Annotated in this window: 9 protein-coding genes; all 9 read left to right on the top strand. The window is 61.9% G+C overall.

Translation table 11 applies throughout. The features are described from left to right. Positions 1-40 precede the first annotated feature (40 nt). The 9 genes from NCR40_RS06255 (at position 41) to NCR40_RS06215 (ending at position 13,180) form a co-directional block, all read left to right on the top strand. On the top strand, positions 41-1,630 hold the full coding sequence (locus NCR40_RS06255) for a sugar ABC transporter ATP-binding protein (RefSeq protein ID WP_244827885.1): 1,590 nt from the start codon (positions 41-43) through the stop codon (positions 1,628-1,630). After that, positions 1,631-2,629, top strand: a complete 999-nt coding sequence (locus NCR40_RS06250; RefSeq protein ID WP_250509014.1) for an ABC transporter permease — start codon at positions 1,631-1,633, stop codon at positions 2,627-2,629. 234 nt (positions 2,630-2,863) lie between these two features. Next, positions 2,864-3,883 (top strand): LacI family DNA-binding transcriptional regulator, encoded by a 1,020-nt coding sequence (locus NCR40_RS06245; protein WP_244827883.1) that lies wholly within the window; start codon positions 2,864-2,866, stop codon positions 3,881-3,883. A gap of 26 nt (positions 3,884-3,909) precedes the next feature. Continuing rightward, complete coding sequence (gene rbsK, locus NCR40_RS06240) at positions 3,910-4,857, top strand: ribokinase (RefSeq protein WP_250509013.1); 948 nt, start codon at positions 3,910-3,912, stop codon at positions 4,855-4,857. Between the two features lie 207 nt (positions 4,858-5,064). Next, on the top strand, positions 5,065-6,789 hold the full coding sequence (locus tag NCR40_RS06235; RefSeq protein ID WP_250509012.1) for a methyl-accepting chemotaxis protein: 1,725 nt from the start codon (positions 5,065-5,067) through the stop codon (positions 6,787-6,789). A 152-nt stretch (positions 6,790-6,941) separates the two neighbouring features. Then, positions 6,942-7,703: a 2-keto-4-pentenoate hydratase gene (locus tag NCR40_RS06230; protein ID WP_250509011.1), complete on the top strand. Its 762-nt coding sequence runs from the start codon at positions 6,942-6,944 to the stop codon at positions 7,701-7,703. 428 nt (positions 7,704-8,131) lie between these two features. Next, on the top strand, positions 8,132-10,054 hold the full coding sequence (locus NCR40_RS06225; protein ID WP_244827879.1) for a PrkA family serine protein kinase: 1,923 nt from the start codon (positions 8,132-8,134) through the stop codon (positions 10,052-10,054). Between the two features lie 181 nt (positions 10,055-10,235). Then, the gene (locus NCR40_RS06220) at positions 10,236-11,501 is read left to right on the top strand and encodes a YeaH/YhbH family protein (protein WP_244827878.1); all 1,266 of its coding nucleotides are present in this window, start codon (positions 10,236-10,238) and stop codon (positions 11,499-11,501) included. A gap of 155 nt (positions 11,502-11,656) precedes the next feature. Further along, complete coding sequence (locus NCR40_RS06215) at positions 11,657-13,180, top strand: SpoVR family protein (RefSeq protein ID WP_250492406.1); 1,524 nt, start codon at positions 11,657-11,659, stop codon at positions 13,178-13,180. The last annotated feature ends 9 nt before the right edge of the window (positions 13,181-13,189 follow it).

Genomic DNA, 13,189 nt, shown 5'->3' with positions numbered 1-13,189 from the left:
GTAGCCAATTCCATGGCGCCCCTTTCGAGGAGCGAACGACGTGAACGATGCCAGCGTGCTGACAGTCAGCGGCGTCGGCAAGACCTATGTCGAGCCGGTGCTCGCGGACGTCACCCTCGACCTCGTGCCGGGCGAAGCGCTCGCGCTGACGGGCGAGAACGGCGCGGGCAAGAGCACCTTGTCGAAGATCATCGGCGGGCTGGTGAACCCCACGGCCGGCACGATGACGCTCGCCGGCAAGCCGTACACGCCGCAAAGCCGCACCGAGGCCGAAGCGCTCGGCGTGCGCATGGTCATGCAGGAGCTGAATCTGCTTTCGACTTTGTCGATTGCGGAAAACCTGTTCCTCAACCGCCTGCCGAAAAAAGGCGGCTTTGGCTGGATCGACCGCAAGAAGCTCGCGGAAGATGCGCGCCACGCAATGGCGCAAGTCGGGCTCGACGCCATCGACCCGGACACGCTCGTGGGTGCGCTCGGCATCGGGCATCAGCAAATGGTGGAGATCGCGCGCAACCTGATCGGCGATTGCCGCGTGCTGATCCTCGATGAACCGACCGCCATGCTCACCGCGCGCGAAGTCGATTTGCTGTTCGAGCAGATCGACCGCCTGAAAGCGCGCGGCGTCGCGCTCGTGTACATCTCGCACCGGCTCGAGGAATTGCGCCGCGTTGCCGAGCGCGCGGCCGTGCTGCGCGACGGGCGTCTCGTGCATCTCGGACCAATGGCCGAACTGTCGAGCGATCGGCTCGTCACGCTGATGGTCGGACGCGAACTCGGCGAGCGTATCGACCTGGGCGAAAGAAGAATCGGCGGCGTGGCGCTGAAGGTCGCCGGCATGACGCGCGGCAGCGTGGTGCGCGACGTCTCCTTCGAAGTGAAGGCGGGCGAGATTTTCGGGGTGAGCGGGCTGATTGGCGCAGGCCGCACCGAGCTCATGCGCCTGATTTACGGCGCGGATCGCGCGGATTCCGGCACGGTCTCGATTGCGCACGGCGGGCAGGCGTTGCGGCCCGTTGCCGTGAATTCGCCATCGGATGCGGTGAAGCACGGCATCGCGCTCATCACGGAGGACCGCAAGGGCGAGGGCCTGCTGCTTGGCTTGCCTATCGCCGCGAACGTTTCACTGGGTAACCTCGACGCGGTGTCGCGTCACGGCGTGATCGACACGAAGCGCGAAGCCGCGCTCGCGCAGACGCAGATCGACGCCATGCGTATTCGCACATCCGGGCCGGCGCAGGCCGTCTCGGAACTGTCGGGCGGCAATCAGCAGAAAGTGGTGATCGGCCGCTGGCTCGCCCGCGACTGCACCGTGCTCCTGTTCGACGAACCGACGCGCGGCATCGACGTGGGCGCGAAGTTCGATATCTACGGGCTCATGGGCGCACTGGCGCGCGAAGGACGCGCGCTCGTGGTCGTGTCGAGCGATCTGCGCGAACTCATGCTGATTTGCGACCGTATCGGCGTGATGTCGGCGGGACGGATGACGGGCGTGTTCGAGCGCGCCAACTGGACGCAAGATGCGCTGCTTGCCGCAGCCTTCGCGGGCTATGCGAAACGCGAAGCCATGCTGCACGAGCCGCTCGCGCCGGACGCGAAGCCGCCCGAACAAGACCAAAAAGTGGAGCACTGAATGACCGGTCAGACTCAAGCCAATCTGCCAGCCGATGCGCCGAAGAGTCCGAAGGGCATCGGCACGCGGCTCGGCTTTTCGAATTACCTCGGTCTCGTCGGCGCGCTCGCCGCGATGATCGCGCTGTTTTCGGTGCTGAGTTCGCACTTCCTCACCTACGAGACGTTCAGCACCATCGCCAACCAGATTCCGGATCTGGTCGTGATGTCGGTGGGCATGACCTTCGTGTTGATCATCGCGGGAATCGACTTGTCGGTGGGGTCGGTCCTGGCGCTCGGCGCATCGGTCGTGAGCGTCGCCGCGTTGAAGTGGCATTGGCCCGCGTTGCCGTCCGCGCTGATGGGCATGGCCGCCGCCGCGCTGACGGGCACGCTGACCGGGCTCGTGACGGTGGCGTGGCGCATTCCGTCGTTCATCGTGTCGCTCGGCGTGCTGGAAGCGGCGCGCGGCGTCGCCTACCAGATGACCAATTCGCGGACCGCGTATATTGGCGACGCCTTCGATTTTCTGTCGAATCCGATCGCTTTCGGCATCTCGCCGTCGTTCGTGATCGCGGTCGCCGTGGTGATAATTGCGCACCTGGTCTTGACTCGGACGGTTTTTGGCCGATATCTCGTAGGAATAGGCACGAACGAGGAAGCCGTGCGGCTTGCGGGCGTGAATCCGCGTCCTTACAAGGTAATCGTTTTCGCGTTGATGGGCGCGCTCTCCGGGCTCGCCGCGCTATTTCAGATTTCGCGCCTCGAAGCTGCCGACCCTAACGGCGGCGCGGGGCTGGAGTTGCAGGTGATCGCGGCGGTGGTGATCGGCGGAACGAGTCTGATGGGCGGGCGCGGCTCGGTCATCAGCACGTTCTTCGGGGTCTTGATCATTTCCGTGCTGGCGGCGGGGCTCGCGCAGATCGGCGCGAACGAACCGACCAAGCGCATCATCACCGGGGCGGTGATCGTGGTGGCGGTCGTGCTCGACACGTATCGCAGCCGGCGTAAGCGGGCTTGACGGGGAGCGCCAGGCGAATTGACCAAGGAGCAAAGGGTAAGGCAGTACGGCGCGCACGGGGCGCGCCGGGATGACAGGCAGCATGCAGCAAAGACCAGGGCGATCGGGGAAGCGGCAGCATTACGCCGTAGCTGACGGGAACAGCGAAACCAAAAAGCGCACGCGAGGCCAGTGCGCACCGAACGCCTATTTCAAATAAGAGAGCAGCAGCACAAAGATAGCGAAGGACGATGTATGGCGACGATAAAAGACGTGGCAGCCATTGCCGGGGTGTCGTTTACGACGGTGTCCCATGTGGTCAACAATTCGAGGCCGGTATCGGCCGATGTCAGGGCGAAGGTAGAACGGGCAATTCGTGAACTCGATTACGTGCCCTCGGCCGTCGCGCGTTCGCTGAAGGCGAAGTCCACCGCGACCATCGGCCTCCTGGTGCCGAACGCGACGAACCCTTATTTCGCGGAACTCGCGCGCGGCGTCGAGGACGGCTGCGCGAAGAACGGCTATTGCGTATTCTTCTGCAATTCGGACGACGATCCCGCGAAGCAGCGCCACTACCTGCGCGTGCTGCAGGAAAAGCGCATCGACGGGCTGGTCATTGCATCGGCGGGTGAGGATTCGGTGCTCGCGCACAGCCTTTCCGGATCGCGCGAACCGCTCGTGATCGTTGACCGGAATATCGAAGGCGTCACGGCCGATCTCGTGCAGATCGACCACGAGAAGGGCGCGTATCTCGCCACGCGGCATCTGCTGCAACTCGGGCATTCGGAGATCGGCTGCATTACCGGGCCGGTCGCGACGGCGGTGAGCGCTATGCGTCTGCATGGCTTCATTCGCGCGATGGCCGAACGCGGTATCGAGATCGAGCCGAACGCGATCGTGCAGAGCGATTTCTCGGCGACAGGCGGTTACGCGGCAGCATCGCAACTGTTCGACTCGATGAAGCCGACGGCCATTTTCGCGTGCAACGACATGATGGGCATCGGTGCATTGCGGGCGGCCGCGGAACGCCATATCAACGTGCCGACGGATTGCTCGATCATCGGTTTCGACGATGTCGAACTCTCGCGGTACACGTATCCCGCGCTTTCTACCGTCGGACAGTCGGTGCGCGCGCTCGGCGAAATGGCCGCGCAAACGCTGATCGAGCGGATCACCGGCAAGCTCGCGGGCAATACGCGGCGGCGCGTCGTGGCGCCGCGTCTCGTGCGGCGCGAATCGACGGCGGTCGTGCACGAGGCGCGACGCGCCGGATAGACGTTGGAAGCAACACAAGGAGCGTAATGAGCGACAAGTCAATAGCCAAGCAAGGCCGCGTCACCGTGGTCGGCAGTCTGAACATGGATCTGGTCGCACGCGCGCCGCGTTTGCCGAAACCCGGCGAGACGCTCGCAGGCCACGCGTTCGCGCAAGTGCCGGGCGGCAAGGGCGGTAATCAGGCGGTGGCGGCGGCGCGCCTGGGCGCGGAGGTCGCGATGATCGGCTGCGTCGGCGACGACAGCAACGGTGCGACGCTCAAGACGAGTCTCGAGGCGGAAGGCATCGACTGCGCCACGGTGGCTCTCAGCACCGACGCGCCAACGGGTGTCGCGCTCATCATCGTCGACGATGCGAGCCAGAACGCCATCGTGATCGTGGCAGGCAGCAACGCGCAGGTGACGCCCGAGAGCATCGCGTCTCAAGAGGCGCTTCTTGCGCGCGCCGACGTAATCGTTTGCCAGCTGGAAACGCCGCCGGACACGGTGCGCGCGGCGCTTGCCGCCGGCCGGCGCCTGCAGCGCACGACCATCCTCAACCCCGCGCCCGCCGCGAACGAGTTGCCGGCCGACTGGTTCGGCCTCGTCGATTATCTGATTCCGAACGAACTCGAAGCCGCGACGCTGTCGGGCATTGCCATTTCCACACCCGACGATGCGCGCCGCGCCGCGCACGCGCTCCGGCAAAAAGGCGCGCGCAACGTGATCGTGACGCTCGGCGGACAGGGCGTCTTCGCGCTGCTCGAATCAGACGGTAATGGCGACGACGGCGGCCAGCACTTGCCTTCGCCGAAAGTGCAGGCCGTCGATACCACCGCGGCGGGCGATACCTTCATCGGCGGATTTGCCGCGGAACTCGCGCGCGGCTCGGCGGTGCTCGACGCCATCGGTTTCGGCCAGCGCGCCGCCGCGCTTGCGGTCACGCGTGAGGGCGCGCAGCCTTCGATTCCGCATCGCTGCGAAATTTCCGCATAAGTGTTCAGTTTTCACTGAAAACCGGCGCGTAGCTTGCGCCGTTCTTTTCGTCTGATGAAATAAATATCCTCAAGCCAGTCCCTTTCGCGCCGTTTACATAGTGAGCGAGCGCAGAAGCGCCGCTACGCGAATCGGTTGCGGCGACTCTCCGCGCGCGCCGGCCCTCACCTGGCTACGACCGCATTGACGAGCGGCATGGGACGACACATGAACAAGGCTTTGACCATCAAGGCGCGCATCGGCATCTCGATGGCGTTTCTCGGCGCGCTGCTGATCGCCATCGGGGCGCTCGGCCTCAGCGGCATGAATCACTCGAACACCGCGTTTCTCGATACCTACTCGAATCAGATGCCGAGCGCCATCGCCGTCGGCAACACCGAGATGTACGCCATGCGCGAACGGCTCGTGTTCGATCGCGGCGCGCTGCTCGCGGGCACGGCGGAAGTCGCGGCGACCATCGAGCGTTCACGCCTCATGCGCGAGCGCGCCGATGGCTTCTGGAAGCAATACACGGCGCTGCCGCAAGAGCCCGGCGAAGCGCGCCTCGCGGAAGCGGCGCAGGCCAAACGTCTCGAACTGCAGCGTGAGCTCGACAAGGGCCTCCAGGCCGTTGCCGCCAACGACCACGACGCGATCATCGCTTCCGCCAAGTCGATGCAGGCGATCTACAACGATTACGCCAACGCCAACGAAACGCTGCGCAAGTTCCTGTCCGAGTCCTCGCACAAGAGCTACGAAGACGCGCAGAGCCAGTTTCTGTGGTTCCGCGCGGTCGCGATGTCTGCCATCGCGCTCGGGCTGGCCGCGGCGGCGTTCGCGTGGGTTTCGCTCCGACGCGCCATCGCGCGCCCGCTCGAAGCCGCGCTCGGCCATTTCGAGGCGATTGCCGCGGGCGACCTGCGCCGTGAAGTCGTGGTCACTTCGCGCGACGAAATGGGGCAATTGCTCGAAGGACTCGCCAAGATGCGCGCAAGCCTTCTGACGACCGTTCGCACCGTGCGCTCGGGCAGCGAATCGATCGCGTCGGCCACGCAGCAGATCGCCGCTGGCAATACCGATTTGTCGTCGCGTACCGAGGAACAAGCATCCGCGTTGCAGGAAACCGCGTCGAGCATGGAAGAGCTGACCGGCACGGTCCGTCAGAACGCCGACAATGCGCGTCAGGCAAGCGCGCTCGCGGCCAACGCGTCGGAGATCGCGGGCAAGGGCAACACGGTCGTCATGCAGGTCGTCGATACCATGGGCGAGATCAACCGCAGTTCGTCGAAGATCGCGGACATCATCACGATCATCGAGGGCATTGCGTTCCAGACCAACATTCTCGCGCTCAACGCAGCCGTGGAAGCGGCCCGCGCGGGCGAGGAAGGGCGCGGCTTCGCGGTGGTCGCGGGCGAAGTGCGCTCGCTTGCACAGCGTTCGTCGGCGGCGGCGAAGGAAATCAAGGAGTTGATCGATACCTCGGTGGCGCGCGTGCAGTCGGGCACCACACTCGTCGATGAAGCGGGCCGCACGATGAACGAGATCATCGGCGCGGTGCAGCGCGTGACCGACATCATGGGCGAGATCGCGGCGGCGTCGGAGGAGCAGTCGAGTGGTATCGACCAGGTGTCGCTCGCGGTCACGCAGATGGACGAAGTGACGCAGCAGAATGCCGCGCTCGTCGAGGAAGCGGCGGCAGCGGCGCAATCGCTGGAAGATCAGGCGGGACGTTTGCGTCAGGCGGTTGCGGTGTTTCAGGTGAATGAGGGTTTCAGCGCGGATGCGCCTTTGGCTTCGACTTCGGTGAGCGCCGCCAGGCGCGTTACGCGCAAGCCAGCGGCTGTGGCGGCAAGCAAGCGCCCCGTCCCCGCCAAGCCTTCGCAGGCAGCAAAGCCGGCTGCCACGCCGGCGGTTGCAGCGGCGGCTGCAAGCGGGGATTGGGAGACGTTTTGAGCCCGCTGCGGTAACAGAACTTCGCCGTCGCGCGCGTGACGGCGCCAAGTCTAAAGCCGGAGGTGCGAACGCAAGACGCACCTGTCGCCATCATCGAGCTCGTCCCCGTACACTGATGCCACCGCATCATCTTGCATACGAGGACCATCGACATGACCGGATCGACACTCGCCGCACAGCTCGTGGACGCGCGCCGGCAGCATCGGAGCATCGAGACGCTTGCGCCGCGCGACATTCCCGCCGACGCGCCCACGGCCTATGCCATCCAGCACGAGACGCTGCGTGCGGCAAACGCGCGCATCGGCGCATGGAAGATCGGCGCCCGCGCGCCCGATGCGCTCGCCGCAGGCGCACCCATCGATGCAGACCTCGTGCATGTATCGCCTGCGCGGCTCGCGTTCGACTCGTTTTTTCACGTACTGGTGGAACTCGAAATAGCGTTTCGCTTTGCCTACCCGCTGCCGCCGCGTAGCGACCCTTACAGCCACGCCGAAGTCCTCGACGCACTGGGCGGCATGGCCGTCGCACTCGAAATCGTCGATAGCCGCCTCGCGCAATGGCCCAACGTCGACCCACTCGCGCAACTTGCCGATTCGCAGAACAACGGCGCGCTCATCGTGAGCGGCATGGAGCCTTATGAGGTCGTATCGGCGGGCTTCGACTTCTTGTCGCCGCGTATCGAATTGACGCTCGATGGCCTGCCGATTGCTCCGGCCGCGCAAGGCCATCCAGCGGGCGATCCCCGCGTCGTGCTGCCGTGGCTCGTCAATCATTGTTCGCGCATGGGGCTGACGGTCGAACCGTTCTGGACCATCACCACGGGTTCTTATACGGGCGCTTATCGCGTGGAAGGTCCCGCGATGGTGCATGGCGCGATCGACCGCATCGGCGAGCTCGAACTCGTTCTTACCTGACGCTTCATGTCACGTCGCACCACGCGTTCATAGAGTCCACACGCCACGCGCGGTTATTGTCACGACAGCCGCGTAACCCGCGTTATTGCATCTGACATGCATGCGCGCACGTATGAGTCATGAGATGGAAACAACAGCGTACGGCGCCCAACGATGCTGGCGGATGAAGGCAGGGTGAGAGTGACAAAAGCGCGGTCATGCGTACAGGCGGCGAGAACGCCGCGCAAGACCATGTGCAAAAGAGGAGATTGGGATGAGGATTGTAGGGCACCGAAAATAATTCGTGTAGCTAGCACTTCTTCTCAGATGGATAGCTTCGCAAGTGCGTGAAAAAAAATTCGAAAGGGTTTAGGATGAATTCAAGCGATGTCGTTTCGATTACGCGCGTTGCGCACGGCATAGCTTTCTGACTTCGGCGAGGAGGTAGCATGGATATCTACAGCAGTTTCGCGACCCGCTTCGAAAAAACCCGCGAGGAGGAATTCTCGCTCGAAGAGTATCTCGCGCTCTGCAAGGAAGATCCTGCCACATATGCAACAGCGGGCGAACGTATGTTGACGGCCATCGGGGAACCCGAGTTCGTCGACACGAGACTCGACCCGCGGCTTTCGCGTGTGTTTGCGAACAAGGTCATCAAGGTGTATCCGGCATTCCGTGAGTTCTACGGAATGGAGGAAGTGATCGAGAACGTCGTGTCGTATTTCCGGCACGCGGCGCAGGGTCTGGAAGAGAAGAAGCAGATCCTGTATCTGCTGGGTCCGGTGGGCGGCGGCAAGTCGTCGATCGCCGAACGTTTGAAGCAGCTTGCCGAGCGCGTCCCGTTCTATTCGATCAAGGGCTCGCCTGTCAACGAATCACCGCTTGGCCTCTTCGATTACGACGAAGATGGTCCCGTGCTCGAGGAGCAATACGGCATTCCGCGCCGCTATCTCAAGAGCATCTTGTCTCCGTGGGCCGTGAAGCGCCTGCACGAGTACAACGGCGACATCCGCAAGTTCCGCGTGGTGCGTCGCTATCCTTCCATTCTTCGTCAGATCGGCATTGCCAAGACCGAGCCTGGCGACGAGAACAATCAGGACATCTCCTCCCTCGTCGGCAAGGTGGATATCCGCAAGCTCGAAACCTATTCGCAAGACGACGCGGACGCATACAGCTATTCGGGTGGCCTGTGCCTCGCCAATCAGGGCATGCTTGAATTCGTCGAAATGTTCAAGGCGCCGATCAAGGTGTTGCACCCGTTGTTGACGGCTACGCAGGAAGGCAACTTCAAGGGCACGGAAGGCTTCGGCGCGATCCCTTTCGACGGCGTGATTCTCGCCCACTCGAACGAGTCGGAGTGGAAGGCGTTCCGCAACAACAAGAACAACGAGGCACTGCTCGATCGTATTTTCGTCGTGAAGGTGCCGTATTGCCTGCGCTACGGCGAAGAGGTCAAGATCTACGAAAAGCTTCTGCGCAACTCGTCGCTGGCCGAAGCGGTATGCGCGCCCGGCACGCTCAAGATGATGGCGCAGATGGCCGTGCTCACGCGTTTGGCTGAACCTGAAAACTCCAGCCTCTTTTCAAAGATGCAGGTGTACGACGGCGAGAACCTCAAGGACACGGACCCGAAGGCGAAGTCGTATCAGGAGTACCGCGACTTCGCCGGTGTGGACGAAGGCATGACAGGCGTGTCCACGCGCTTCGCGTTCAAGATTTTGTCGCGCGTCTTCAACTTCGACTCGTCGGAAGTCGCGGCGAATCCGGTGCATCTCATGTACGTGCTTGAACAGCAGATCGAGCGCGAACAGTTTCCGCCGGAGACGGAGCAGAAGTATCTGTCGTTCATCAAGGACGTGCTGGCTTCGCGCTACGCCGAATTCATCGGCAAGGAAATTCAGACTGCTTATCTGGAATCGTATTCGGAGTATGGGCAGAACATCTTCGACCGTTACGTGACGTATGCCGACTTCTGGATTCAGGACCAGGAGTTCCGCGATCACGATACCGGTGAAAGTTTCGACCGTGCCTCGCTCAATGCGGAACTGGAAAAGATCGAAAAGCCGGCAGGCATCAGCAACCCGAAGGATTTCCGCAACGAGATCGTGAACTTCGTGTTGCGTGCGCGGGCGGCCAACGGCGGCAAGAACCCGGCGTGGATCAGTTATGAGAAGCTGCGGGTGGTGATCGAGAAGAAAATGTTCTCGAACACCGAAGAACTTCTGCCGGTCATATCGTTCAATGCGAAAGGTTCGGCCGAAGAGCAACGCAAGCATGAAGACTTCGTCAATCGCATGGTCGCGAAGGGCTATACGCCGAAGCAGGTCCGGCTGCTCTGCGACTGGTATCTGCGCGTGCGCAAGTCGTCGTAAGCAGGACGCATGCTGTAATGTAGGTCCGCGCCGCTCGGGACCGAAGTTTGCGCCGCAAGGTGTGACTTCCTGAGCGGCAAAGCGGGCACTTTGCGAGAGAGAGACGCTGGCATGCCCTTCGCGGCAGGCCCAAGGCTCGCGCAGCGCCTCGCATCCTCGCCATCAACGCGGGAGACTGAATGTGCTGCACCAGATCATCGACCGCAGGTTAGCTGGTAAGAACAAGAGCATCGCCAATCGCGAGCGCTTTCTGCGACGCGTCAAGAACTACATTCGCCGCGCGGTTTCGGACGCGGTGCGCGATCGCAGCATCAAGGATATTCAGAGCACTCAGAGCATCACCATCCCCAAGAAGGATATCGCCGAGCCCTCGTTCCGTCATGGACCGGGCGGCAAGCGCGAGTATGTTCATCCGGGCAACGCCGACTATATTCGCGGCGACAAGATTCCGCGTCCGCAAGGCGGTTCGGGCGGCGGCGGCAAAAGCGCGAGCAACGAAGGCGAGGGCCAGGACGACTTTGTGTTCGAACTGTCGCGTGAAGAATTCATGCAGTACTTCTTCGACGATCTCGAACTGCCGCGTCTCGTGAAGACGCAATTGCTCGCGGTGCCCACGTGGAAGAACGTGCGTGCGGGCTGGGCGGCGGAAGGTACGCCGAACAACATCGACGTGGTGCGTTCACTGAGAAGCGCGCTCGGGCGGCGTATCGCGCTCGGCATGCCGCTCACCGCGCAACTGCGCGAGATGGAACGTCAGCTCGAAGCACTCAAGAGCGATAACGCCGATCCCGAAGACATCGCGCGATTGGAAGCGGACATCGTGATCCTGCAGGGCCGGATCACGCGTATCCCATTCATCGACCCATTCGATCTGCGATATGTGAATCGCGTCAAGCAGCCCACGCCGTCGAGCAAGGCGGTCATGTTCTGTCTGATGGACGTTTCCGGCTCCATGGACGAGCAGCGCAAGGACTTGTCCAAGCGCTTCTTCATTCTCCTTTACCTGTTCCTGCAGCGGAACTACGAGAAAATCGAAGTGGTGTTCATCCGCCATCACACGCGAGCCGAGGAAGTGGACGAAGACACTTTCTTCCATTCGACCGAAAGCGGCGGCACCGTGGTGTCGAGCGCGCTCGAACTCATGAAGAAAATCATGGATGAGCGTTATTCGCCGACCGAATGGAACATTTACGGCGCGCAAGCATCGGACGGCGACAACTGGACCGACGATTCCCCCAAGTGCCGCAAGCTCCTTTCGGACGACATCCTGCCGAAGGTACGTTATTTCGCCTATATTCAAGTTGCGCCAGAAGAGCAAAATCTGTGGGTGGAATACGCGCAACTTGCGCTCGGCGCGCCTGAACTGGCCATGAAGAAGGTGGACTCCGCGGCGGACATCTACCCCGTATTCCGCGAACTCTTCGAAAAGCAACAGGCGGCTGCATGACGAAACGGAATGTGCAGAAGGAAGCGCGCAAGGCTCAACCGGATGGCACGGACGATCGTGCGGTTGCATCGACGTTGGAACTGGAAGAAGGGAAGGAAGCAGACAAGGAAGTAGTCGAAGACAAGGCGTCCGAGGAGACGCACAAGGAAGGCAGGATGAATGTTGCAGAAAAGCGGCCGCTGCCGTGCCCGTCCGACTGGACCGTCGAGATGATCGAGGAATACGACGCCGAGATATCGCGCGTCGCCAACCGATACGGGCTCGACGTCTATCCCATTCAGCTCGAAATCATCAGCGCCGAACAGATGATGGATGCTTACGCCTCCGTCGGCATGCCCGTGAATTATCGGCACTGGTCCTTCGGCAAGCACTTCTTGTCGACCGAGAAGAGCTATCGGCGCGGGCAGATGGGTCTCGCGTATGAGATCGTCATCAATTCGAACCCATGCATTGCGTACCTCATGGAAGAGAACACGATGACGATGCAGGCGCTCGTCATCGCGCACGCGGCCTACGGGCACAACTCCTTCTTCAAGGGCAATTACCTCTTTCGGCTTTGGACCGACGCGCACGCGATCATCGACTATCTCGTGTATGCGAAGAATTACATCGCCGAATGCGAGGAGCGCTTCGGGCTGGATCGCGTCGAGGAACTGCTCGATTCCTGCCATGCGCTGATGAATTACGGCGTCGATCGCTACAAGCGCCCGCAGAAACTTTCGCTTGCGAAGGAAGCCGCGATGCGGCGTGAACGCGAGCAATATCTGCAGTCGCAAGTCAACGAACTCTGGCGCACCTTGCCGAATCGCAAGGCACAGTCCGCCGAGGAAATCGAAAGCCGTTATCCGCCGGAGCCGCAGGAGAACTTGCTTTACTTCGCGGAAAAGAACGCGCCGCTGCTCGAACCGTGGGAGCGCGAAGTCATTCGTATCGTGCGCAAGGTCGGGCAGTATTTTTATCCGCAGCGGCAGACGCAGGTAATGAACGAAGGCTGGGCCACGTTCTGGCACTACACGCTGCTCAACACGCTCTATAACGAAGGCCGGCTCGAAGACGGCTTCATGATGGAGTTTCTGCATTCACACAGCAACGTGGTGTATCAGCCGCCCGTGACGAAGCCGTATTACAGCGGCATCAACCCGTACGCGCTCGGCTTTTCGATGATGAGCGACATTCGCCGCATTTGCGAAAACCCGACGGATGAAGATCGCGAGTGGTTCCCCGAACTCGCGGGCAGCGACTGGCTCGAATCGCTGCACTACGCCATGCGCAACTTCAAGGACGAAAGCTTCATCGCGCAGTATTTGTCGCCGCATCTGATCCGGGAAATGCGCCTCTTCTCGATTCTCGACGACGACATGCGCGATTCGCTCGAAGTCTCGGCCATTCACGACGGCAGCGGGTATCGCTATGTGCGGCAGGCGTTGTCGCGCCAATACGACATACATCATCGCGAGCCGAACATTCAGGTCTATTCGGTGAACACGCGCGGCGACCGCAGTCTCACGCTGCGCCACTTCATGACGGACAACCGGCATCTGTCGAACGACAGCGACGAAGTGCTCAAGCACATGGCGCGCTTGTGGCAGTTCGACGTTTATCTGGAGAGCGTCGATGAAAATGGCACGGTGAGAAAGCGCTTCGACTGTCGGTACACGCCGCCGAATCACGCGCGCTGATCGGTAGCT

Origin of the sequence: Caballeronia sp. GACF4 (assembly GCF_023631025.1) — a bacterium.
In the GTDB taxonomy this organism is placed as follows: Bacteria; Pseudomonadota; Gammaproteobacteria; order Burkholderiales; family Burkholderiaceae; genus Caballeronia.
Note: the sequence above shows the minus strand (reverse complement) of the source record. Positions and strands in the feature narration are given on the sequence as shown.